This window comes from Chitinophaga sp. Cy-1792 (genome assembly GCF_011752935.1).
In the GTDB taxonomy this organism is placed as follows: domain Bacteria; phylum Bacteroidota; class Bacteroidia; order Chitinophagales; family Chitinophagaceae; genus Chitinophaga.
The window spans coordinates 166001-190472 of record NZ_VWWO01000002.1 but is presented as its reverse complement, the minus strand read 5'-3'; the positions used below and the strand labels follow the sequence as shown (position 1 = coordinate 190472).

The 24472-nt window shown below is 45.6% G+C and carries 24 protein-coding genes; 15 read left to right on the top strand and 9 right to left on the bottom strand.

The genetic code is table 11. The annotated features are described in order from the left end of the window. Positions 1 to 6: 6 nt before the first annotated feature. Positions 7 to 2790 (bottom strand): TonB-dependent receptor, encoded by a 2784-nt coding sequence (locus F3J22_RS15120; protein ID WP_167018796.1) that lies wholly within the window; start codon positions 2788 to 2790, stop codon positions 7 to 9. 648 nt (positions 2791 to 3438) lie between these two features. Further along, positions 3439 to 7401 carry a DEAD/DEAH box helicase gene (locus F3J22_RS15115; protein ID WP_167018794.1) on the bottom strand — a complete coding sequence of 1321 codons (3963 nt, stop codon included), beginning with the start codon at positions 7399 to 7401 and terminating at the stop codon, positions 3439 to 3441. A gap of 342 nt (positions 7402 to 7743) precedes the next feature. Here F3J22_RS15115 and F3J22_RS15110 point away from each other — a divergent pair, with 342 nt between their 5' ends. The 3 genes from F3J22_RS15110 to F3J22_RS15100 all read left to right on the top strand — a co-directional run bounded on the left by F3J22_RS15110 (position 7744) and on the right by F3J22_RS15100 (position 9504). Further along, complete coding sequence (locus F3J22_RS15110; RefSeq protein ID WP_167018792.1) at positions 7744 to 8625, top strand: DMT family transporter; 882 nt, start codon at positions 7744 to 7746, stop codon at positions 8623 to 8625. Positions 8626 to 8749: 124 nt separating this feature from the next. Continuing rightward, the gene (locus F3J22_RS15105; RefSeq protein ID WP_167018790.1) at positions 8750 to 9184 is read left to right on the top strand and encodes an SRPBCC domain-containing protein; all 435 of its coding nucleotides are present in this window, start codon (positions 8750 to 8752) and stop codon (positions 9182 to 9184) included. Further along, the gene (locus F3J22_RS15100; RefSeq protein ID WP_167018788.1) at positions 9181 to 9504 is read left to right on the top strand and encodes a helix-turn-helix transcriptional regulator; all 324 of its coding nucleotides are present in this window, start codon (positions 9181 to 9183) and stop codon (positions 9502 to 9504) included. The genes F3J22_RS15105 and F3J22_RS15100 overlap by 4 nt, the downstream gene beginning before the upstream one ends. Here F3J22_RS15100 and F3J22_RS15095 read toward each other — a convergent pair whose 3' ends face one another. Together F3J22_RS15095 and F3J22_RS15090 are read right to left on the bottom strand one after the other, a co-directional pair. Further along, complete coding sequence (locus tag F3J22_RS15095; RefSeq protein ID WP_167018786.1) at positions 9505 to 10119, bottom strand: DUF502 domain-containing protein; 615 nt, start codon at positions 10117 to 10119, stop codon at positions 9505 to 9507. A gap of 136 nt (positions 10120 to 10255) precedes the next feature. After that, positions 10256 to 12700 (bottom strand): TonB-dependent receptor domain-containing protein, encoded by a 2445-nt coding sequence (locus tag F3J22_RS15090; protein WP_167018784.1) that lies wholly within the window; start codon positions 12698 to 12700, stop codon positions 10256 to 10258. Positions 12701 to 12792: 92 nt separating this feature from the next. On the opposite strand from F3J22_RS15090, the gene F3J22_RS15085 reads away from it, so the two are divergent. The 7 genes from F3J22_RS15085 to F3J22_RS15055 all read left to right on the top strand — a co-directional run bounded on the left by F3J22_RS15085 (position 12793) and on the right by F3J22_RS15055 (position 17235). After that, a complete protein-coding gene (locus F3J22_RS15085; RefSeq protein ID WP_167018782.1) occupies positions 12793 to 13518 on the top strand; it encodes a hypothetical protein in 726 nt (241 codons plus the stop codon). Positions 13519 to 13523: 5 nt separating this feature from the next. Continuing rightward, on the top strand, positions 13524 to 14114 hold the full coding sequence (locus tag F3J22_RS15080) for a TetR/AcrR family transcriptional regulator (RefSeq protein WP_167018780.1): 591 nt from the start codon (positions 13524 to 13526) through the stop codon (positions 14112 to 14114). A gap of 80 nt (positions 14115 to 14194) precedes the next feature. After that, a complete protein-coding gene (locus F3J22_RS15075) occupies positions 14195 to 14653 on the top strand; it encodes a hypothetical protein (RefSeq protein WP_167018778.1) in 459 nt (152 codons plus the stop codon). A gap of 2 nt (positions 14654 to 14655) precedes the next feature. Further along, a complete protein-coding gene (locus tag F3J22_RS15070) occupies positions 14656 to 14964 on the top strand; it encodes a DUF3817 domain-containing protein (RefSeq protein ID WP_167018776.1) in 309 nt (102 codons plus the stop codon). Between the two features lie 13 nt (positions 14965 to 14977). Beyond that, a complete protein-coding gene (locus tag F3J22_RS15065; protein ID WP_167018774.1) occupies positions 14978 to 15346 on the top strand; it encodes a rhodanese-like domain-containing protein in 369 nt (122 codons plus the stop codon). A gap of 54 nt (positions 15347 to 15400) precedes the next feature. Beyond that, the gene (locus F3J22_RS15060; RefSeq protein ID WP_167018773.1) at positions 15401 to 16285 is read left to right on the top strand and encodes an SH3 domain-containing protein; all 885 of its coding nucleotides are present in this window, start codon (positions 15401 to 15403) and stop codon (positions 16283 to 16285) included. Between the two features lie 65 nt (positions 16286 to 16350). After that, positions 16351 to 17235: an SH3 domain-containing protein gene (locus tag F3J22_RS15055; protein ID WP_167018771.1), complete on the top strand. Its 885-nt coding sequence runs from the start codon at positions 16351 to 16353 to the stop codon at positions 17233 to 17235. A 38-nt stretch (positions 17236 to 17273) separates the two neighbouring features. On the opposite strand, the gene F3J22_RS15050 is transcribed toward F3J22_RS15055, so the two are convergent. The 4 genes from F3J22_RS15050 to F3J22_RS15035 all read right to left on the bottom strand — a co-directional run bounded on the left by F3J22_RS15050 (position 17274) and on the right by F3J22_RS15035 (position 20685). Next, entirely contained in the window at positions 17274 to 17732 is a 459-nt protein-coding gene (locus F3J22_RS15050; protein ID WP_167018769.1) for a hypothetical protein, read from the bottom strand. Beyond that, on the bottom strand, positions 17729 to 18688 hold the full coding sequence (locus F3J22_RS15045; protein ID WP_167018767.1) for a cytochrome P460 family protein: 960 nt from the start codon (positions 18686 to 18688) through the stop codon (positions 17729 to 17731). Before F3J22_RS15045 ends, F3J22_RS15050 begins: the two co-directional genes overlap by 4 nt. Before the next feature lie 149 nt (positions 18689 to 18837). Then, positions 18838 to 19383: a hypothetical protein gene (locus F3J22_RS15040; RefSeq protein ID WP_167018765.1), complete on the bottom strand. Its 546-nt coding sequence runs from the start codon at positions 19381 to 19383 to the stop codon at positions 18838 to 18840. Positions 19384 to 19479: 96 nt separating this feature from the next. Next, positions 19480 to 20685 (bottom strand): glycoside hydrolase family 18 protein, encoded by a 1206-nt coding sequence (locus F3J22_RS15035; RefSeq protein ID WP_167018764.1) that lies wholly within the window; start codon positions 20683 to 20685, stop codon positions 19480 to 19482. Positions 20686 to 20867: 182 nt separating this feature from the next. Between F3J22_RS15035 and F3J22_RS15030 the strand changes: the two genes are divergently transcribed. Then, complete coding sequence (locus F3J22_RS15030; RefSeq protein ID WP_167018763.1) at positions 20868 to 21086, top strand: hypothetical protein; 219 nt, start codon at positions 20868 to 20870, stop codon at positions 21084 to 21086. A gap of 12 nt (positions 21087 to 21098) precedes the next feature. Further along, positions 21099 to 21500: a hypothetical protein gene (locus tag F3J22_RS15025; RefSeq protein WP_167018762.1), complete on the top strand. Its 402-nt coding sequence runs from the start codon at positions 21099 to 21101 to the stop codon at positions 21498 to 21500. Positions 21501 to 21532: 32 nt separating this feature from the next. On the opposite strand, the gene F3J22_RS15020 is transcribed toward F3J22_RS15025, so the two are convergent. After that, the gene (locus F3J22_RS15020) at positions 21533 to 22702 is read right to left on the bottom strand and encodes a DUF5009 domain-containing protein (RefSeq protein ID WP_167018761.1); all 1170 of its coding nucleotides are present in this window, start codon (positions 22700 to 22702) and stop codon (positions 21533 to 21535) included. Between the two features lie 173 nt (positions 22703 to 22875). Here F3J22_RS15020 and F3J22_RS15015 point away from each other — a divergent pair, with 173 nt between their 5' ends. From F3J22_RS15015 to F3J22_RS15005, 3 genes are read left to right on the top strand one after another with little or no spacing between them, the layout of a single operon-like run. Next, the gene (locus F3J22_RS15015) at positions 22876 to 23436 is read left to right on the top strand and encodes a hypothetical protein (RefSeq protein WP_167018760.1); all 561 of its coding nucleotides are present in this window, start codon (positions 22876 to 22878) and stop codon (positions 23434 to 23436) included. Between the two features lie 57 nt (positions 23437 to 23493). Continuing rightward, a complete protein-coding gene (locus tag F3J22_RS15010) occupies positions 23494 to 23970 on the top strand; it encodes a hypothetical protein (protein WP_167018759.1) in 477 nt (158 codons plus the stop codon). Positions 23971 to 24015: 45 nt separating this feature from the next. Further along, on the top strand, positions 24016 to 24462 hold the full coding sequence (locus tag F3J22_RS15005; protein WP_167018758.1) for a hypothetical protein: 447 nt from the start codon (positions 24016 to 24018) through the stop codon (positions 24460 to 24462). Positions 24463 to 24472: the final 10 nt, after the last annotated feature.

The following is a 24472-nucleotide window of genomic DNA, read 5'->3' as shown; positions in this document are numbered from 1 at the left end:
CTTTAATTATTTAGCTGCTGGCGCGCCACCAAATTTTTTGAAATTCCAGACAAAGCTTAACATCGCATATCTGCCAATAATACCGTACGTCTGCTGGGTAACGACATTCGCAGTACTGAAACGGTTAATACCCAAACGTTGCTGCAGGATATCTTCTACAGATGCCCTGACCTGAAACGCATCTTCCTTACCAAACTTCTTAGCTACCGAAGCACCCCAGATAGCCTGGTTATTATTGGTGGTAAACAGATCCGTTTTAGGACGAATGCTGTAGTCTATATTTGAGTTTACTTCAAAGTGATAAGGCAACCTCAGTGTCAGGCTTTCATACAGAGAGTAAGTCATGTAGGAGGTCGTCAGACTTTTCTGAATAGATGACACGGAACTATTGTAGTTGGCAGAAAAACTGAAATACTGCTCATATTTCTTTTCCTTATAGGTATTTGCGCCTATACGGAGATTTAAATTAGCAGCATTGGTGTGGTTTTCCTGGAGATTTACAAAGTTGGTCGTCTTCCGGTAATTACTGTTGGTAGAGATATCGAAGCGGGTATTCAACGGCTTTACTTTCCAGTTATAGCTCAGGTTCAGGTATATTGTTGAATTTCCGTTCACGTTAACGGTAGTCGTTTTGCTTCTGCCGCTAGCATCGGTGATGGTACTGGTAGAAAAATCGTTGTTCGTCATATTAAAGCTAAGCCAGGCCCACATACCACGCTCTTTCATTACCTGGTAGTCGCCATAGCCAATACTGAAATTACTATTGAATGCCGGCCTCAGATCAGGGTTTCCGACGAAAATATTGATCTGGTTATCATTACTTACCAGTGGCTGTAGCTGCTGCACACTTGGCTGTCTTGAATAACCATTATAGCTGAATCGTAAACTTCTTTGCGGCCCCATACTATATACGAATCTTGCATTGGGATAATAGTTCACAAAACTGCGTTTCCAGAGATTGCCGGTGAACATATTTTCCTGTGTATAGTTGGTACTTCCTGCAATGGCGTTGGCGCTAAACTTCACTTTTTTAGTGTTGTAGGAATATCCCAGTCCGCCTTTGTTGGTCATCACATTATACGCGAAATCGTTGCTGTAGAGGGAATCCAGGTCTGTATATTTTCCGCCGGCATCTTTGTTGTATGAACTTCTGCCGGACTGGTTATTATTGACATCCAGGCCGTAAGTAAATACCATGCTTGATTTCTTGCTGAGTGGCTCCGTATAGGTGGCGGTACCAGACAGGTGAAACAGTTCTGAGTTGCTGATCTTATGCTGATCAACCATCATTGTCGTATCCAGTTTGCCTGTTTTATACACATCCACTTCCGACTCCTGCAGCGCTGTATTGTTATCCTTGTTATAATTCTGTGCTATACTCAGGGACACTGTCCTGCCTATTTTCTTAAATTTCTGGCGCCACAGCATTTCTGTGCTGAAATAGTTTCTATCGCCATTACCGGCTCTGCGGTTATGGCTTTCATTGAGCAGGTTACCTTCATCATCGGTAACGGTACCATGCGACTGCGACAAGCTGCTGCTGTTATCCTTACCTCCTTTCACTGTAAACTTCACAGATGACAGGGTATCCAGTTTCAGTTCATAGATGCCGCTTGCTGTCATCCTGGAAGTGGAGTTTTTGGAGCTGCTGGTATCTTTGGTGATTTGCACCTGGTTATTCAGTACTGTCTGGTTGAGGTTTTGAGACCACTGTTCCACACCGAGGTGCATGGCTTTGGCGTTGAGGTTTACCCGGTGCTTGTCTTCATTCCATTTATCTTCATAGTGTACACCTGCATTCTGTGAAAGTGGGAATCCCTGTCCATCGAAGCGGCCGCCCCATCCGCCGAGGTCATCGTCGCCGGAGCCGTAAAAGTACATATCACCATTATCTTCCACAGACATATTCTCTGCATTGCTGGAGCCGAATCGATCTCTCTCATCCCAGTTAAGACCTGTTTTTCCGAGGTTGCTGGCGATGCCATAGGCTGCAAATTTCTTTTTTCCTCTGAAGAGGTTGAACATCAGCTCTGTGTTGAAGTAGCCTTCGGTAGCACCGCCTACATCGATTTTCCCGAAGTAACCACGTTTTTTATCTTCTTTTAGTTTGATGTTGATTGTCCGGGATTTATTGCCATCATCTACACCGGTAAAGGCGGCCTGGTCGCTCGACTTATCAAAGAGCTGTACTTTATCGACCATGTCGGCGCGGAGGTTTTTGGTGACCAGTGTGGGGTCATCACCAAAGAACTCTTCCCCATCTACCAATACCTTTTTTACTGTCTGTCCCATGGCGGTGATTTGTCCTTTGCTATCTACCTGTATGCCCGGGAGGATTTTGAGCAGGTCTTCTACATTGGCATTGGCGGCCGTTTTGAAGCTATCTGCGTTGAACTCAGTGGTATCTCCTTTAAATCGTATAGCCGCTACCTGTTGTTTGATCACTACTTCCTGCAGCAGTTTGGATTTCTGGATAACACCGATATTGCCCATTTCCTTTACGGTAGATGAGTCTAACGTTACCGGTTCAACGTAATCAGCAAATTTCGGGTAGCTGATACTGACGAGGTAATTACCTGGTTGCAGGTTTTTTAGTTCAAATTTTCCATCGGCGGTAGTACGCTGGAACTTGTACAGAATAGAGTCTTTGGCGCGAAGCACCGCTACTACTGCATTGGGCAAGTGGTTTCGGTTAAGCGTGTCCGTTACTTGTCCTCGGATAACTGCGTGCTGTGCGTGCAACCCTTGTGCAAGGCACAAGAGTGTGAGGAATAATAAAATTTTTTTCATTGACGGGCTTACGGGTTTTGTACAGATTTCATTTACGCTCGTTCACATGGTCCCAGTAACGTCAAAATTGGGGGGAAAATTTCATATAGAATTTATCTAGCCTGATAAACAAGTGTTAAATCATAGTCTAGTTATCATGTAGGCAATTGGGGTTATTTTCCCGACCATCTTCGATGGTCGGGAGGAGGGCTGGCCGCGCTGGCGCGCGGCCAGCCATTCCCAAGGAGAAATAGCGCACGTAGGTTATTTCCCTCGAAAATCGACCTCACGAAAGACAGTACCAGGCCGATTGATTTGCCGACCATTCCCAAGGAGAAATAGCGCACGTAAGTTATTTTCCTTGGAAATCGACCTCACGAAAGACAGTACCAGGCCGATTGATTTGCCGACCATTCCCAAGGAGAAATAGCGCACGTAAGTTATTTTCCTCGGAAATCGGCCGCAGGAAAGACAGTACCAGGCCGATTGATTTGCCGCGATGGCGAGCGGCCGCCATTCCCAAGGAGAAATAGCGTAGGATGAGATTTTCGAAAGGAATAAGAAACGTAGGGCATTTACTCGTAAGTCCAGCCCGGAAGAAACAGTATATGGGCGGTGCGCTGATGCATCACCATTCATAGAAATAGTCGAGTGGTAGCAGTGCTAACCTTATAACGTATTCACCAATTCGATCAATTCATCAGCGGAGAGTTTGACAGCCATATCAGTACCTTCCAGCAGCTGGTCGGCGAGTTCTCTTTTGGTATTGTGAAGGGTGAGGATTTTTTCTTCGATGGTATGCATGGCAACCAAACGATAAATGGTGACGGGCCTTGTCTGGCCGATACGCCTTGCCCTGTCGGACGCCTGCTCTTCGATAGCAGGGTTCCACCACGGATCGAGGTGGATGACATAATCGGCGGCAGTGAGGTTGAGGCCCAGGCCGCCGGCTTTCAGACTTATAAGGAACAAATCGGCTTCTCCGGCCTGGAACTGTTTTACCAGTTTAGCACGGGTCGCAATTGGGGTACTGCCATCGAGATAGAGGAAGCGGATACCTTTCTGCAGCAAGGCTGCTTTTACGAGATCCAGGTGTTTTACAAACTGGCTGAATACAAGTGCTTTATGGTTATTTTCCAGCAGCTCGTCCACAATTTCCAGGAAGGCATTGAGTTTGGAGCTACCCATTTCCAGCTGGCTATCTACCAGCTTTGGATGGCATGCCGCCATTCTGAGGCGGGTAATTTCTGCCAGGGCGCGGATATGGCGCTGCGCATTGTTTCCTTCCTGTGCGGTCAGCGACTCCAGCGCACGACGCCGTACGGCTTCATATAAAGCAGTCTCTTCAGGGGATTGCTCCACCAGCTTAACGATTTCCGTGCTTGGTGGCAGCTCCTCCAATACGGCCGTTTTGGTACGCCGCAGCATAAATGGCGACAATATCCTCTTCAGCTGCTTTTTGACATTGCTCTCCGGGTTTCTCAACGATGGAAATACATATTGCTTATTGAAGAAATCAATGCTGCCTAGCAGCTCAGGACACAGGAACCTGAAGAGTCCCCATATTTCCGTCAGGTTATTTTGTATAGGCGTTCCCGTGAGGGCGAGTTTAAAACCGGCTTGCAGATTATATGCCGCCTTAGCAGTGCGCGTCTGATGGTTACGGATGATATGCGCCTCATCCAGCACAATAGTAGCCCATTTACGATTGGCCAGCAGCTGCTCTTCTGATTGCAGGAGGCCGTAGGTGGTAATGACTACCTCAAAAGCAGCCGCCTTTTTGATAATAGCGGCGCGGTTTCCGCTGCTAAGGTCTGTAAACTGTAATGCTGGTGCAAAACGCAGCGCTTCACTGATCCAGTTAGGCAATACAGAGGCAGGACAAACGATCAGCGCAGGGCCTTCTGCCGCACGTTGGAGCAATAGCGCCAGCGACTGCACTGTTTTTCCGAGCCCCATGTCATCAGCCAGACAGGCACCTGCTCCCCAGGAGGCCAGCTGTACCATCCAGCGGAAACCTTCTTCCTGGTAGTTACGCAGACTGGTTTGCAGTCCTGCCGGCACTTCCGGTTGTATACTTTGTGCTTTTTGCCATTTTGCCAACATGGATTTCCAATGCCGGTCTGTTTCTACCTTTTCCATGTCCAGCAGGGCTTCCGCAGCGAAAGGCGCCAGCATGGGACGTATACGCAGGCTGTTATCCTCTTCTATGATAAAAGCCGCCAGATCGTATATCCGTTTACGTAAGTTATCTTCCAGGGAGATGATTTCCCCGTTTTTTAATGTTACGAATTTGTGTTTTTTAACGGCTTTATCATCCAGTAATTCTTTAAGTGACAACACCGTGTATTCATCTATATAAATATTGGCTTCACAGGTAAACCAATGGTCTTTTTCCTTTATAGCGATATGCAGGTCTTTGAGGTCTACCTGTTTGCTGATGCGGTACCGCTCTCCTTCCGGCCATTCGGCAATGGCCAGGTCCGGGTGTTCGCGGATGATTTCCAGCAACTGCAAACAATCCGCAGGATCTTCAAAAATTATCTGGTCATCATCTACCTCCTGTAACATATTTTGCTGAATATATCCCAGCAGCTTGTTGAAGTTGGCCATTTCCTGCTCCTGATCACGCAATGCCTGGCAACGCTCTCCGTTCATGATGCCCAGCACCGATTTACCTCCCAGTCCAGGTTTGCAATAGGGCGGATCTGTTTTAAAAGGCTTGATAAAAAAGGCCGCTTTCAGGCCGGTATTCATAGGCAGCAGCTGTACTACTATGCGGGCATCTCCCCGGATACTTCTGATATCAGCAGGTGTATCCAGTATATCTGCATGAATCGTGAAATAGGCAGACAGGTGTTGTAAAACCTTTGCCAGCTTATCTTTACCGGATGCCGGAATAGACTGCAACTGCTGCAGGGTGCGTAACAGGTGTTGCTGTTGCGCGCTGACAGGGATAACCTTCAATCTGGTCAGACTTTCCCGTACGAAGATCACCGGGCTGGAATAGTCATCTATATTGGTTTTGAAGGTAAAGCCTTTCGCGTGGGTAAGTACCGATAATTCAGGCGTGGCTTTAATCACTTCCACCGGTGTTTCGCCATCTTCCTCACTAAAAAGCAAGGGATGGCCAGCTATTTCCTGCCATACCCGCTGTTCGAACGACCAGGAATCCGCACCGGCATTGTAAAAGCTAACACGTTGCACGGTGCTGCCTATACGAATATCCTGTTCCGTCATTCCTTCTGCACTGCCATCTTTAATACGTGAAAGGGCGATATTTCTGCCGCGACTCCAGCCAGTGGCCTCTTTATACTGTTGCTGTACCGGCTGCACCGTAAATCTTCCCAGATCAACGAGCCAGGCTATACGAAATTTGCTGCCGGCCTTTTCCTTCTTCTTCTCTTCCGTGCCCAGCAAGGCATTCAGAATGCGTTCCCATTCCGGCACCTGCAAGGATCTGGTGCCCAGCGGCTCCAGCCCTGTATTTGCGATCATTTCGCGGTACCAGGATTCATAGCCTTCATAACCTTCATCGCGGGTATAGTACAGATACTCCAGCGCCGGCATCGTATAGCCGTTGGCGATAGCCTTTGCCAGCAACAGCCGGCAGGTAGCCTGATGCAGGAGAAGCAATTTATTTTTAGGGTGGTACCATTTCAGTGCCCACATGCCCAGCAGCAGCATCAGTCGTTTGTCCGGCTCTTTGGCGGCCATTTCAAATATCAGCTGCAACAGGTTTTCTGCTTTTTCCCTTTTGCCCATATGCAGTTGCAGGAGGGCGATGGCAGGAATGATTGCCGGGAAATGTTTGCGCTCGTAGAACTCCGTCACCTTTTGCATTTGAGGCGTAGCTTCGCCCACTGGCAGTAATACCAGCATAGAGGCATAATAAAATGCCATCAATGGTGTGGTGGGAATGATATTTTTTTTATCAGCGCTACGTTGTTTTTTGATGCCCAGTTCGAAGCTGCTTTTTGCCTGCGCCGTATCCATATGATATAGATGATAGATGGCATTTGCAAAATAATCATCTGCGGTAGCTGGTTGGGGAAGCAGCGTGAGCGAACCTTCCAGGATAGCTGTTTCCGGAACGATATCGTTGCTGCTGAATTGTTGCAGTTCCTGTTTCAGCTGGCGGATGAGGGCCAGTGGCTGCAATTGCTGCAACTGAAAGCGCATAGCCCAGGCGAACATGGCTTCTACGGCGGTGCTGTCGAACAGTTGGAGCAGGAACCGATATTTTTGACGTCCTGCCAGGCAGGAGAGAAAAGGCAGGTATTCGTTGAGTTGCTGCTCTATTTTCCGGATGGGTAGGAAGAGGAGCGATTTATCTCCAATGAAGGCCGCTACCAGGAGGCGTTGTACTTCCTGCAGCGCCGCATGGGCACTGTAGAAGTGAAAATCATTGGCGGGCACCTGTTGCAGCATTTGCTGATAGGCAGGTTTCGTGATATTTTCCGGAAATAGCTGCAGGCAATGTTCCAGTGGCAGAAAATAATTCCCGGAGATATTCCGGTGCAGTAGTTCTCTGTCGCCCAGCTGCTGTAGCAGCTCGCCCGACTGTGCAGGCTGAAGCAGGCTGAGCGTGGCCACTGCGGCGTTGAGCGTTGGTTTATCGACCGGATACATATAAATGGATAATATATCAATTATCATCTTTGCATCCTGGGGCAGCGAATGGTATTGTTTCCGGAAATTTGCATCATCAAACATAATATCGGCGCTGGTATGGCAACAAATGTAATGTATTCCGTGATTTGCATATGCAGGTAGAAAGTATTAACTTACAGGCATGTTTACACCATTTATTACCAACGTACTTCCTCCTCCAGTAGTAGCATAATTGCGCTACGACCGGATTTCTTACTTCTTTACTGGCCTTTCTGAGAGGCCATGCAGGTTTGTATTGGTTGTTAGCTCACTCCTCCTTTTTATTTATTCAAATTTGTTTTAATCAATACAATTATTGAGATGAGAAAATCATTTCTTCTCCTGCATACCTCTATACTGCTGGCCGGCTTTACAGGCATTTTCGGTAAACTGATTTCGCTGAATGAAATATCGCTGGTATGGTTCAGACTAAGTCTTTCCTTTATACTCTTACTGACAGGTCTGAAGCTGAGCGGGCGTTTCGTTGGCTATGGCGCATCTGCCGCGCGGAAAATGGCGCTGAGTGGCATTCTGCCGGCACTTGCCTGGGTGTTCTTTTATGCCAGCATCAAATACGGCAATATATCCGTGGCGGTGATCTGCTTTTGCATGACAGGTTTCTTTACTGCGGTACTGGGGCCTGTCATTCAGCGACGCAAACTGATTATTGCAGAATTATTACTGAGTTTATTGACAGTAGCCGGCATCGGCCTGATTTTTCATTTTGATACGGCATTCAGGCTGGGCATAATATTAGGCGTCATTTCTTCTTTGCTGAATGCATTTTATATCATCGCCAATGAGGGACTGGTAAAGCGTTACGAGGCTACCATGATCAATTATTACCAGATGCTGGGTGGTACGGTAGCCGTTGGGTTAATACTCCCATTCTACGTATATGCGTTTCCGGGAGCAAGGCTGCTGCCCGATATGACAGAACTGGGCTATCTCCTGTTGCTGGCTTCTTTCTGTACCATTGGCATATATGTGCTGGTCGCAGAAGCATTAAAGCAGATATCGGCATTTACGGTTAACCTTTGTTTTAACCTGGAACCGGTTTACAGTATCATCCTCGCCATGCTGTTTTTTAATGAAGGCCGTATGCTGGGGTTTTCCTTTTATGTCGGACTCACGCTTATTTTAGCGTCCGTAGTATTGCAGATGTTTTTAGCAGGCAGAAATAAATCCCGTAACCAGGGATAGTTTCAGCTAACTGATGCAGACCAGTTGAGCTATTTCTTTAATAACTGGTCTGCATCTATCTAAAAAAATATTTGTGTAACTTAAAAGTTACATTTATTTTTGAGTAACTTTTAAGTTACATATCATGAACAGTACAATCAAACAGGAATTCTTTTACCAGCATCCGGCGCAGCTGGTATGGGAATACATCACCGAATCAGACAAAATAGCCAGCTGGCTGATGGAGAACAACCTCAAAGCAGAACTGGGGTACGAATTCACTTTCCGCACCACGCCTATGCCTAATTTCGGCTTTGACGGCACCATCTACTGCAAGGTATTGGAGTTAGTTCCTTTTAAGAAGCTGGTATATTCCTGGAAAGGCGGCCCCTCTCCGGGAGTAGTAACATTAGACACGGTAGTAACATGGACGCTGGAAGCCAAAGACAACGGCACATTGCTGCTACTGGAGCATAGCGGATTTACCGAACAGCAGGCCTTCACATTCCAGATCATGACCAAAGGCTGGCAGGATAACCTGGCAGAGCTGGATGGCCTGATAAAAGCCGCTTCCAAATGACTGCGGCTGCACTAGATGTATTCCAGACCATCGCCGATCCCAGTCGCCGCGAAATGCTGCACCTCCTGTCGAAGAAAAGCCTGACGATCAACGCACTGGCAGAAAACTTTGATATGAGCCGCCCGGCGGTATCAAAACATATCAAAATCCTCTGCAATGCAGGGTTTATCACGATCCATGATATCGGCAGGGAAAGGTATTGCCTGCTCAACCAGGAAGGCTTTAAATCCATTCAGGAATGGATTAGCTACTTTGATAAATTCTGGATGAACAAGCTGAAGAAGCTGGAAGATGTGCTGAACGAAAAAGCGGGTAAGTAGTTACTTCGATGAAGGCTGGATATATCCTTCGGGCCTTATTCTTTCCAAGATATCAGCAGCACCCTGTCCGGAACGCCGGATAATACCGATCGTTTCTGCCACGGAGGCAGATAGATAGCGGATATCACCTTTCTGTCTGGCACTAACGGTACCGGATGTAGGAGAAGGTGCAGAAGGAAAAAATACAGAACAGTAATTTTCTGTTTCATCAATTACAAAGCAAATCACTTCATTACCATCAATTAAAATAGTGGCTGGCTTCCAGGCAGACTGATGCCCGGAAGTCAGCACATCCGTGGATAATGCCCGGATATAACTGTAACCGGGAATATGCATCAGGATATTATTCTCCAACCATTTATTAAAACGCTGTGCTGTTTCTGTTTTCATGAAAAGTCCTGCCAGAAAGCATAATATCAGCAAGACGAGAATTGTTACCAATGTTTCCTTACCAATACCGGGTATCTGCAAAGGAAAATGATGTGCAATAGGCGTTACAATCTTTCTTGTAAACCCAATAATTCTGAATACCAGAAAGGCCAGCACAAACAGGGAAATTACCAGTAACATGCCGGAGGCAGTTGTATTTTTTATGTAGCGCCAGAGTTTTCGCATAAGATAGTGGGTTATATCTCTCTATAACAGCCAAGGTGGGCTATATGTTCCGGCAGGCATCTGTCTGAAAAAAACAAGGCAGGCTAAAAAGCCTGCCCATATTCATTTTGCCTAATTTGCTATTTTTATAGCTATATTAAAAAGATGGTAAATTATTCAGGTAATTGTTATCAGATTCCTTCTCTTTTTTAAACTGCAGCTTTCCAAACTTATAGGAGAAATTAATACCGAATGAGCGATAAGGAATTTCACGCAACATGTAAGAAGAATAGGTGGCCGTTTTAATCGTCGTAACCTGACTGATATACTGACTGAAAGGATTAGTAGCAGTGATGCCCAGTGCAGCCTTCTTATTCCAGAACTGTTTCCTCAAAGCGATGGTATAGGAAAGGTTCTGCGGCTGACGGCCCTGGATATTGTTGAATGCAGAGCGGAATTCACCAAACACTTCAGCTACCAGGTTTTTAGGCAGCTGGTACGAAGCATTCATATTAAGACGCCAGTTGACACCATCCGTTCTGTTGCCACCATCCAGCTGGTTTACCACATGCCTGTTAAATACCTGTAGATTTTCGCGGAGGTTCAGATTTTTTGTCAATGGTACAGAACTCGTAATGATCAGGCCTGAGTTATATTCCGTACCAATATTCACTCTGCTGGTAACAGAAACGTTTGTATAAACAGAATCACCGATGGTATAGGTAGGATAGAAAGCGGTGTAAGGCTTGATATCATTGCTGTTGATACGTTCCATCAGTGCGATGTAAATATTGCCGCCGCCTTTGAACGATTTACTGTAGCCCAGTTCGAAGTTATCGCCGATTTCCGGTTTCAGCAAAGGATTACCGGTGGTGATATTATACGGATCACTGAGGTTCAGGAAAGGATTCAGTTCTCTGTCTGGCCGTTCCAAACGATGTGTGTAGGCCAGTTTCAGCATATTATCATCATTGAATTTGTGAGAAAATATTACTGATGGTACAAAATTACCGTAGGAAGGCACGGTACCGCCGGGGTAATCCATGGCCACGCTGGTGTACTCGTAGCGGGCGCCTGCCACCACATCCAGGAAGCGGAAGAGGTTAAAGCTGGCGGAGAGATACCCTGCGTAGATATTCATGCGATAGTTGAAATCGTATGACTGCGTAGGGTCCGGGCGGTAACTGTCTGTAATTTTATCATATGCGTTTACCTGTGCGCTGTTTTGCATATCGTGGAAAATGGCTTTCACACCGGCTTCCAGGGTAAATGATTTGCTGACAGGCTGGGTATAGTCGAGCGACAGGTTATGCTGATGATCCGTACCTGGGTTATATCCTTGTGTACCGCCGAAAGGCATGGCATCATCGTTGGCATATTGCAGCTGGTAGTAGCGGGCATGTGGTGATCCAAAGCTGGCGCTGTAGAGGAAGTCGAGCTCCTGCCCAGGCTTGTTGAATTTGCGTTTATAGCCCAGGTTCCAGTCGGCCGCATCCAGCCAGTTGCGGGAACTGTTGGGGCGGGAGGTGAAGGTAGTATCAAGGCTTCCGCTTGTCCACTGGCGTATGAAGGACGTTCCTTCCAGCTGGGAGCTGAAATGATTAAAAGATACGCCGGCGCTGAAGTTATCCTTTTTGCTGGGCGACCAGTCGAAACCCAGTCCGGTAGCGTAGGAACGCCTGGTAAGATCATTTGTTCCTGATTGCCAGAGGCGGCTGGCCAGCTTATTATCTGCAAAAGAGGACCTGTCCTGGCTGTTGGGTGTAGAAGAACTTAATTGTGCGTTACCGTTAAAGAAGAGGTTTACGCCGAAGTTGTTATGGCGCAGGTTCAGGTTGATGGCCGCATTTTCCAGTCGGGTGCCGGCGGCGAGGTTGATGCTGCCGTTCATGCCCTGGAGTCGGTTTTCTTTCAGCACGATATTGATGATACCGCCGGTGCCTTGTGCATCATATTTGGCGCCTGGGCTGGTAATAGCCTCAATGCTTTGTATCTGGCTGGCCGGAATGGCCGCCAGTGCGTCTGCCAGGTTATTACCGAACATGCTGGAAGGTTTTCCATTGATCAGGAAGCGGATGTTGGAATTACCCTGTAGTTCTACGTTACCGTCAACATCGACCGTTACCTGTGGTACTTTTCTGAGTACGTCCAGGGCAACGCCGCCCTGAGAGGTCAGGTCGTTGGCTGCGTTGTAGACCACTCTGTCTACCTTACTTTCCACTACCGGCGCTTTGGAAGTAACAACTACTTCGTTCAGTGCTTTGGCAGAAGAAAGGATGGCGATGGTTCCCAGGTTGATAGCAGTGTTGTTATTGGTAATTTTTATGCTGTCGATTACTTTTTTATTGTAGCCGATGAATTCTACGGAGACGGTAAAAAGGCCTGGATTAAGTCCGTGTACACTGAAGTTTCCTTTATCGTCAGCTACGGCCCCGTTGACGGTTTTGCCGGAGCTTTTGTCTGCCACTACCACCGTAGCGTAAGGTACCGGTGCTTTATTTCCGGCGTCTATGATATGACCGGAAACGGATCCGGGTTTGCCCTGGGCGAAAGCGCCCAAAACGCAGCAGCAGCAAGCAACAATCATTAAAAATAGTCTCATCTGTTATTCTATTTGCGGCACAAACTTAAAATGTGAATCTGTAGACAAACTGGAGCAAGTGGAATATTTCAGATAATGTTACCTTCGCGGCTATGAAAAAAATGCTCCGGACCATACTTATCGCACTCATTATATTTTTGCCAATGCTTTCCTACGCGCATGGCTATTGGCTGGAAATCAGTGGCAATGGCCAGCCAGGGAAACCGGTCACCATCAATATTTTTTTTGGAGAGATAGACCAGTATGGAAAGCGATTAAAGGAAACCTTTGATACTTTGCCGGCAGCCAATATGTTCAGCATTTTTGCCATGCGGCCCGATGGCAGTATGGATACGTTGCATGTTACCGCGCGGAAAGACGGCTGGCAGGCAACGTTTACGCCTACACTAAAGGGCGGCTACCGCATACTGGCAGCTGGCACCAGATTACCGGTGGTAGACAGGTCTGGCAGCGGCGGTCAGAATGTACGCCCCTTTGAATACCTCTGTAGCAGCTACCAGGCAGGTGTCGGTGTATCGGCAGAAAAACCGGTACAAATGCTGGACATCATCTCCCAGACAAAAAAAGATATGATGCAGGTAACCGTATATAAAGACGGTAAACCAGTAGCAGCAGGTGGCAAACTACGTATATTCAATCCCGATAACTGGGAAAAACAGCTGGAGACGGACAATACAGGCCGGGCTGAATTTTTTCCGAACAGAAAAGGTATGTATATTATCCGGTACGACTGGTATGACAAGACGCCGGGGAATTACGAAGGCGTTCCTTACAGTGCAGTAAGGCATCGCTGTGATTATTGTCTGATAGTAAAATAAGCAGCATGAAAAAGGCAGAAGCGACAAGACTTGAAATCCTCAGAAAAGCATTTGAGCTGATCTATGTAAAAGGTTACCAGGCAAGCAGTATAGACGATATATTGGCGAAAACCCAGGTTACTAAGGGTGCTTTTTATTATCATTTCAAAAATAAGGAGCAGATGGGGATGGCAATTATCAATGATTTGCTGAAGCCAACTTTTGCCAGTGCGTTTATTCAGCCATTCATGGATGAGCCAGACCCGCTGATAGCGATTTATAATATCATCCATTATTTGTTGATGGAAGATGAATTTATGAAGATGGAATATGGATGTCCGGTGTCGAACCTGACACAGGAGCTAAGTCCCTGGCATGCCGATTTCAATCATGCGCTGGCGGGGTTGGTACGTGAATGGGAAACGGCGATGATCAATAGCCTGGAAAAAGGCAAGAAAGCAGGTTTTGTACGGAAGGATGCGCGTGCAAAAGAGGTAGCGTTGTTTGTGATGTCGGGCTATTGGGGTGTCAGGAATGTGGGAAAACTGGAGATGGACAAGGGGGTGTACAGGTCTTTCCTGAAAGCATTAAAAGGTTATCTGAACGGCCTGAAATAAGGCCGTAAAATTTTTTTCTCCAAAAACATACCATTTAGTATGTTTTTAATTTACCTTTGGTGCGGACTAATTCCAACGACATGTATTCCGCATTAGTATTTCTCCATTCTTATCTCCGGTGGATGGTGGTACTGAGTATTGCCTATGCTATATTCCGGGCTGCGCGAGGCTATTTTATGCACCGCTCTTTTACGGCAGCAGACAATACCATCAGGCACTGGACGGCCACCATCGCACATATACAGTTGATGGCCGGTATGATCTTATATACACAGAGTCCGGTTGTTAAGTATTTCTGGCAGAACAAATCTTCTGCCATAGCGGATTCCAGCATTACTTTCTATTCAGTCATACATATATTTCTGATGATCGTTGCCATAACTATTTTAACGATAGGATCAGCGATGGCAAAGCGAAAAGTAACTGGAAGGGCAAAGTTCAGCACGATACTGATATGGTTCAGCATCGCTTTTATCATCATCTTCCTGGCAGTACCATGGCCATTTTCACCACTTTCTTCCAGACCATTATTACGATAACTATGAAGGTATTATTTCAGACAAGACTGGGCAGACTCAGATTACTGGGCTACCTGGAAGGCATCTCTTTATTACTGTTAGTACTGGTGGCCGTACCCGCTAAATATCTATTGCATGATCCGGCAATGGTAAAGGCGATGGGGCCTGTTCACGGTGCGTTGTTTCTCTTATACATTTTCAACACGTTGGGGGTGGCGGTTGAACAACGCTGGCAGTTTAGTCGTACTACCTGGAAAGTAATGGTAGCCTGCATTATACCCTTTGGCACTTTTTATATAGATAAAAAAATCCTGCAGCAGCAGGATAACTGAAAAACAACTGCTCATGAAAACGATTGTAATCATCATCGGCGTATTGGTAGTGTTATATGGCAGTTACAGAATGTACCGCTTTATCAATCTCGACAAAGGTTTGCATGTACTCGTAGCAAAAGGCGCTATAGTACTGGATGTAAGAACAGTAGTAGAATTTAATATCGGGCACATTGCAGGTGCAGTAAATATTCCGCTGGGGCAGTTGCACGCAGACAGTCTGCCACTGGATAAGAATAAAATTTATATCACTGTTTGTTCACATGGTCTCAGAAGTGTAAAGGCCATGCATTTATTGAAAGCCAAAGGCTATACGGTATATAATGGTGGTGCATTGCCGGATCTTCAGGCGGAGCTGGACCAGATACAGCCAGGCAGATAGTTGTATTACCTATAGAAGATTCTGCTACTTTTGCAGTCTATACCAGACATCTGCATGAAAAAACTATTTATCTTTCTTCTGTTATTTACAGCAGAAAACCTGTATGCGCAGGAAGCTGCAACACCCGATGATCTTCGGAGTCTGGGTATCAGTGTTGATACGATCGGCCGATATATCTTTGCCGATACTGCTTTTATACGTTCTTCACCAGACACCAGGAAAACGGCCACCGACACACTGTATGCCGGCGATAATATTCAGGTGATTGCCATTACTGACAATATGCTTACCATACGCGGGCTGAAAGGGCCGTGGCTGAAGATCAACTATATCCGTGACAGCATTGCACATATCGGTTATATCTGGGCCGGGATGGTGAGTTGTCAGCCATTGCGGCGCGGAGATACAAAATTCGTATATGGAATAGAGCGGAAAAAGGATAGCACCTGGTATAATGATTTCAAACAAAAAGTGACGCAATCCCGCTTTGTGGTGAAGCTGAAAACAGTGAAACAACGTCAGATCATTTCACAGGCCTCTTTTAGTGTTTTTAATGATGAATCTGCCAATTTTAGCTACGGGAAGGTAATGAGTGGCATGGGATTGACGGGAGTGCAGCACGTTATAGCGCTCAATTTCACCGGAGATGCCTGCAGCATTCCCAGCAACTACTATTATTTTGCCTTTACTGCTGATAGCATGCTAGTGAAGTTTCCAGAAAGAACAGAGTTATCGGAGGCGGGCATTTCCTATCATAACGAAAATTTCATCTTCCCAAATGAAAAAAATGGCAAACCGGATATGATCCTGTGGGTGATGACCAATGAAGATTTTACAGATAAGAAAGATAAGAACGGTAAATACATACATATCATTACCGAAAAGCAGGAAAAGCAATACAGCTGGAACTATGAAAACAAGCAGGTATCGGTAAAGTAGCGTACCTTTGCATTCCGGAAAAATATTCCCGTGAAATATCAACTCCATATTTTTAAGAATTTTTTATGAAGAAACTATTGCTGGTTGTATTACTGTTTGCTACCAAATCATTGTTTGCCCAGGAAGGCCCTGATTTCTCAGATATGCGCAGCTGGAGTATATATGGCGATACCGTTAGCAGGTATATCTTTGCCGACACTGCATTTGTGCGGGTTAGTCCGGATACCAGACAAGCACCCAAGGACACCCTTCTTTTAGGCGACAACATCAAAGTGCTGGAGATTACACAAAAACCACTTACTATCCGTGGATTGAAAGGCCCATGGCTGAAAATAGAATATAGCAAAAACGGAGAAGTGCGTAACGGCTATGTATGGCAGGGGCTTATCAGCTGTGCACAGATGCGCCGTGGCGACACCAAATTCATTTATGGCATAGAGCGCAGAGCCGACAGCATTACCTTTGAGAACAAGACAGCTGATACCATCCGTCGCTTTATGGTACGGCTTAAAGCCGTTCAGAATGGTAACCTGCTCGCAAAGATCGGGTTTACCACCCTTGATGACGAATCTGCCAATTACAGTGGTGGTAAGCTAATGAGTGGCATGGGACTGACCAATGTCCAGAATATTATCGTGATCAATTTCTCCGGAGAAGCCTGCGGCATCCCTACCTGTGATTATTATTTCGCATGGACCAAAGACAGTATGCTGGTACGTTTCCCGGACAAAACCAATGTTGGTGATGCAGATGCCTATTATCACAGCGAGGAGTTTATTTTCCCGAATGAGAAAAAAGGGCAACCGGATTTAGTGATATGGGAGATGTCTGAAGAAGAGGCCACCGATGTGGTCAACAAAGATGGCAGCCATAAAATGAAAACTACCGATAAGGGCAGAAAGGTATATCAGTGGGATGGAGAAAAAAAACAAATCATCTTACAAAAATAAAAGACATTAGCCGGCAGCCTTACAGCTACCGGCTTTTTTTATGGCATAATGGCTGGTCGTACCGCCATCATTTCCTGCATAACTGCCTGTTGTTCTGCATCGCTGATCGTTTGTACCGCCCCATCTTTTCCGTAGGCGACGCACTTTATGTTAGCCCCATCCGTATCCAGCAACACCCCTGATTTGAATGCTCCGGGGATATCGGCGCCAAACCAGGCTTCGTCGGGTTTTTGTTCCCAGGTGAGTAGCAGTAGTTTTTTATGTTCAGTAGCGGAGCTGTCGCCTTTGAGCAGGCAAACCGCTGCCTCATTGCCAAAAAGCACGCCGATACTATGTTTGCGCTGGTCCACAATAGTATTGATGACTTTAAACTGTTGGCGATCGAAGGGGATATTGGCCGGCACGGCTGCCTGTTTGTTGACCGGATCTATCTTAACAGGGGAATTGCAAGCCATTGCGATCATTACAAGCCCTAAGAGCAATACATACTTCTTCATGGCAACTGAATTGGTTGAGTAAAAACGAAGTCATTGTTTTTCATTGGGTTGTGACAATTAATACATTCTGTTGTAAAAACTTTGTCTTTGCCGTAAGGCACCAGGGCCGGTGTTTTGAAGCGTGCCCATCCCCAGCCTCTGGTAGCAATATATTTTTTGCTGTCTTTGATCATGAATTCTACCTGTCTGAATGCGCCGGTGGTTACTTTTCCGGCGGTATCGATCAGTTGGCCCCAGGCCACTTTGGCGAAGGTAGTACCATCTGGCCAGGGGTGGATGCGATTTTCGCGAATAGCCTTTACTCCGATATCATTGGCGAAAATGATGCGCATGGTGCCGTTATCTTCCCGGAGGGTGGTACTGATGGGTTGCCAGTCTTTATACCCGTCCATATATGGCACACCGTTAGGGGCGATAATGTTTTGTTTATTGGCGTAGTATCCTTTGGCCCATTCATAGAACTGGTGGTCACGGGCGGCCGTAAAGCCGCTGTCGGGCTGGATGACCGGTTTCAGTGTTGCCACATATTTTTTGAGGATAGCGATATCTTCATCAGTGATGCTGGTTTCGGGATGCAGGGCGATATAGGCGCGTGTTGGCATGGCATGGAGTCGGGCCTGGTTGAGGACTTCCCATAGCGCAGCGTTTCTGGCGACAGTATCGAGGCTCCCGAGGGTAGAGAAGTTGAGTACTTGCTGTGCGGCATTAATATCTGCTGCCACCAGCCAGTATCCGGGAGCGATATAATCGAACCATTTGAGGTGCGGTGTATTGGAGTGACAGTCGTAGCAGGACTTTTGCAGGATCGCCTGTACAGGCGGTGGTGCATTGAGGGGTATCCCCTGCCCTCCTGCTGCAATTTCCGGCCTGTGGAACTGCATCAGTATAAAAACGACCAGGATAGTTATGAGCGTACCTTTCCAGACTTTTCCGTTCCCTCCGTTTGCTGTTGCCATTGGATGTGGTTTAGGAATGAATACTTTCCTACCTGTTTACAGATAATAGATACAAAATGTTTAGTTGGGGAGAGAAGGTGTTCCAATAAACAAGGCAGGTCGCCATAAGATGGAGACCTGCCTTGTAAAGAAGTATTGCTAAATGCGGTTTAGTAGCCGTTATTCATGGTGAAAGCGTAGAAGGCTTTGGCAGCCGGGATACCGCCGTTCACTTCCACACCCTTTTGGAGGGTAATGGCGGTTTTAATGTTGACATGGAATTTACCATCCTTGTCTTTGGTGATTTCAGCGGTACCTCCGTTGTTGACACAGTTGTACATAACGGCGCCGGAATTCACTGCAGTACCAACAGTACAGGAGAGATTGAGGATACGGGTATTTTGGTTAGCTACCATCATTTCCATCGTTCCCAGTGTATAGGTACCTTCTCCGAGGTTGCTGTAGAAAGCCATAGATACGGAGCCTCCGGAAAACACACCGTAGTTTCCTCCGGTGCCGGCAGTGGTAGTAGCGATAGCTGTGATGGTACCACCGTTTCCACTTGGTGAAGAGGTTTGGGCAGATGTAGCTCTTGGATAGGTGTACTCACCTATTGTCCAGTTGCTGTCGCTGGCAGGAGCGGCATCATTGCTTTTACCACAGGAGAAAAGGCCTAAAGTCAGGATGGCGATCAGGCAAGGCAGTAGTTTTTTCATGGTTAAAATTTTCTTTACAAACGGGTTACTTTATATTTTCAAGGTCGCAAATATAATCACCTGTTTGAAAAATATTTAGCCATCCTGCCTATTTTTTTATTTACTTCCTGTTACCGCAGGCCCTGTTTCCGGTACTTTTACGCTGGTAAGGCCGATATTATCCTGCACTGTACCGGGATGTGAGAAGGTATAATTGATCTGATCGAGGAGATATTCTTTTTTATCGGAGGAATATTCCCAGAACATGACGCCGCCCATTTTCTTATCAAGTACGTAGTTGCATTTGTTTTGAACAGACCATTCATCATCGCAGGTAATAAAATCTTTGGTAGCTGGATTGTAGAGATAGTCTGCTTTGGCATCCTGATCGCGGTAGGCGTGGTATCCTTTCGTCAGGAGGCTGTCGCGGATGAAGGTGTAGCCGCTGCCGAACTGCTGGCGTACGATGGGTGATCCGAGTCCTGTAGCAGTTGCGGTGCTGTCGGCCACTTTAAAGTTACGGCCATAGAAAGCGATGCCCATTACCAGTTTTGAGGCCGGTACACCTGCAGCGATATAGGCTTTGATAGATTCGTCTGCATTGCGTGAATGTTCGAAAGCCTTTGTAGGAAATAGATTGGTGTGATGGCCGGCAAACTTGTTACTATAGCAATCGTAGGACATGATATTGACATAATCCAGGTATTGCTGCGCCTTACCCATTTCCGTTGTTTCGAGGAACCCGACAAATCCGGCGGTAGCTGTGGTGAGGAGGAGTTTTTTATGTGTTTTCTTTTCCAGCAGGTTTAATTCTTTACGCAGGGCGGCAAACATAAGGGTATAGTTGACCTTATCTTCCGGCCTGAATACGTTACCTACTTCTCCTTCTCTTGCAGGGTATTCCCAGTCGATATCCACGCCGTCGAGGTTATAATCACGAATAATATCTACTGCACTTTTAGCGAATGCGGCCCTGGAAGTGTCTGTCAGTACAGCATCAGAGAAATTGGCACTCCATGCCCATCCGCCAATGGAGATTAGAATTTTTAAATCGGGGTTTATTTTTTTAAGTGCGGATAAATTTCTGAAATTGACAGTATCAGTGGCAAGGTTGGTAAGTACTGCACGGTTATGCTGTACGTTTACGAAAGCGTAGTTGATGTGTGTCAGCTTATTTGCTGCGATGGCATCGGTATTTACGGTACCCCTGAAACCGCCAACATAGCCAATTACAACTGGCTTTGCCTTTTTATCTGCTGCTGGCTTTTTCGGAGTTGCTGTCAGCAAGGCCGGGGCTAATAATGCGATAAGTAATCCTTTCATTCTGGCTGAATTTTATTTGATGATGATATAACTATGGGATCCGCTAAAAGTACACAAACACTAAGATAAAAGGAAGCAAATGTTATAGAATTTTATTAAAAAATGATGTTTTTTTAATCATTAAAAAGAGGAAATAAGTATCTTTATCTTGTTAATGATTCCCAAAAATAAATTCATGTGAAATGATTGATGCCATTATTAACCTTGTACTTGCAACAATCGCCTTTACGCTCATCTACAGTCCTTTTATTAAGATTTTCATTGCCGTTAACTTCCCTCCCCAGGTACTAAGAATCAAGAGTAAGCAGGGAGAAATTGTTGAATATGATTTTAGAAAAAAAAATACGGCGGAAGATCTCATTAGATTTTTAGATGCGGTGATAAGTCATCAGGAAAAATAATAAATAGATTGTTTGTTGACCAGTAACCCAAACCAACCATCGCAAACCAGGCCTGGTTCAAATAATATTGACAGCATTGCAGGAGCAACTATAGGTTCCATTCTGGCAAAGTTTGGACAAAACCTTCCAGACCATAATGCCTGGAAAGGTTATATTATTGTGTTTGCTCCTGCAATTGGCATTATCATCAGATATCTGTGGCATTTACTCGCTCCTGAAGCGGTTTTCTATATCCGAAGGAAGTTCAATAAATACAATAGAAGGAGATTATATGCCCAGGCTGATGAATTATTAAATGATCCAAGGTTGAGCGAAAAAAATAAGGCCAAAGTAAGAGCTAAAATTGAGGACGCACAATTGTCCGCTATTGAGGAGCTCATTCAGCATATAAAGAAAACCATGTCTGCTGATTAAACTAACTATCATGCACACACTTCCTCTTTCTATCAGATTTTTAAACGCAGGTGCTTTTTCTCCATAAAACCTACCAGGATAATAACAAGCAATGCAACTGCAAAAGAACGGAGAATGCCGCCAACGCCCTGGCTGAGAAAATCTGGGTAACGGAAGCCTGTGAGCTCAAATACCGCATACAACAGGTAAGGTATCAGGTAACAGGTCAGCGTACTGGTTCCTGCCGGTTTAATCAATTTATACCAGGCATTTTTTCCACGTACATCTGTAATCCATATCAGCAGTTCAAATACCAGCACGGCAATGCCGGTGCAAATCAATACCCATGCCGGTGTAGACCTGATTTTGGAGATCCCCTCCGTATAGGGCCTTAACAGGAATCCCGCAGCAATAGCCACAATACCAATACCAGCGAACAATAGCCACAGGCTGTTTATCCTTCCCTGCTCCCGGAGGCGGGTATATAACTGTGATGCCCACACGCCCGCCATAATCAGTGCCACACTCGCTGCATCACCGATCACAGGAAGCTGTATATGCAGCCACCCGCCGTGTGTACCAATATTTATCAGCAGGAAGCAAACCAGGATAACCGATACACCCGCAAAGCGGCCCTGCAACAGCAAAAACAGCGTGGCACATACCAGGTATGCCCATCCTATGATGCCCAGGATACCACCCCATGACTGTTCCATACCATGCAGATGATCGCCGGTACCACCACTGTAACACATTGCCATCGCTATGAGCACAATAACACCTGCCCCCATGAGGCCATAACGTACCGGTGCAGGTATAGTTTCCGGATAATCCAGCCATATGAGGAAGAAAGCAATTGTGATGGCGATGGCCCAGACAGCCTGCGGCAGAGGAGCCGTATTACTATAAGATTCCAGGTTTACGTGGAAGAAACCCATGACAATCAGGGCCACTGACCGTAGTAAAATATGGGATTCTATCTTTAGCCACGACTGCTGTTGCCGCATCCGGTAGCCAATAGCAAAGGGAATAGAGAGGCCTACAATAAAAAGAAAGGTAGGAAATACAGTATCTGCAAAGCCCATCCCATCGTCTTCCATCCTCACATGTTCTATCCATTGCGGGATATTGTGCACACCGCTGACATCATTTACAAAAATCATCAATAACATGGTAATCGCCCGGAAGGCATCGATAGAGAATATTCTGCTTTTAGCTGTCATGGACACAGGTTGAAAAAATGAATAATAGAACAGGATAAGTTTATAAAGCAAACAGCACATCAAACACTTGAAAATAATACATTTCAGGTGGATTCCTGTCATGCCTATCTCTAAAGAGTATAAACCAATAAAAATCTCACCGGTTTATATGCAGAAATTATGAAGGAGGCGCCATGACTGTTCCAGAGCGGATATTTTATGTAAATTGGCCCTATCTGCTACCTATGCCTAAAGCGCAACAACCTATGAATATGAATGATATTTCCATCCTGGATGGAATTATGGAGAGCACCGCCACAAAACGCAGGTGGCATATGCTATCTTTCTATACCAGAACACTGGTAATACTTGGAATAATCTTATATCCATTACTGATTTCCTACATTATTTATGACTTCATTCTTACATCGCTACGACAGTTTGATATATTCTTGTTTGTCATGGATTTATTCTTCGGTACCTTTATTGGCCTTACCTTTCTGGGCAACTGGTTCCTTTGGAAAGAAAAAAGGAATGCCATTCTTTGGGGATATTTTACACCGGTTGTTCCGGTGCTATTCTTTTTAGTTATCACAACAATAGCCGCTGCAAGTAATACTGCATCCTTTATTATACGCACTATACCTCCACTGGCACTATTTGCACCACTTATTTTTAATTTGATCAAAATACGAAAACGCTGGAAAGAAGAAGGTGTGAGCAGCGCCGATTTAAAAAAACCTCTTATAATATAATCAGGGTTTAGCATTGACAACAACTATTTCATTCCTTACATCAACGAGACAAAATCCATGAGCACAACCGAAACCTCCATCCTGGACGATATTATTGAGAGCGCCGCAAAAAAAAGAAGATGGCTTATACTCCCGCTTTACGGCAGAATAATAGTGATATTCAGTACCATCGCTGGTGGGCTGCTAAACACCCTCATATTAGCAGGGGCACTTTTCACGGAAGAAGGGCATGATTTATTCAAGCCCGGTGAGAGAATCCCTATTATTATGGCCGCGCTAATTTTACTTACTTTCTTCCTCGGCAATCTTTTCTTATGGATGGAAAAGAAGAGCGCCATTTACTGGGGATATGCCAGCAGTGTCTGTGCACTTGTTGTCACACTTGGTATCGCCAATTTCCTGAATCAGCTAACAAAGACGCCAATGTCTACCATGCTTCCACTGGTGCTGTTATACGTATCATTTATTTTTCAACTCCGCAAAATCAGGAAAAACTGGATGGAGAACGGTGTTACCAAAAGAGAACTAAGCTGATTTGCGTGCCTGTGCTGATAATCCGAAATAATAAGATCACGACCTATGCATTCAAATGAAACCACTATTCCTCACAAAAAAAGAAGGTGGCAGCTACTACCAGTTTTCACGAAAGTACTGGTGATCCCTGGAACCTTAGCAGGGACATTCATTACAGGCAGTTTACTGATACTGATTATCAAGGATCGTTTCTGGAGCTGGGATGCCCCCTTTCTACTGATGTTATTAACCTGCCTGCTATATTTTATGGGTTTTCTATTTATATGTTTAGAAAAAAGATATGTGATTGGATGGGCTTATGCAAGTTCTATCCTTGGGGTACTGCTGTCTATCGGAGCTGGCAGGGAAATAAGCCTTTACGCAAGTACTCCGTTGATAATTATTCTCACGGCGGTACCATTTGGTGGATTACACGCCCTGCTGTTTGTCGTTTTATTACGGGTGCGCCGTAACTGGAAAACAATCGGGGCTTCTAAAAGTGAAATGAATTAATCTCACATTT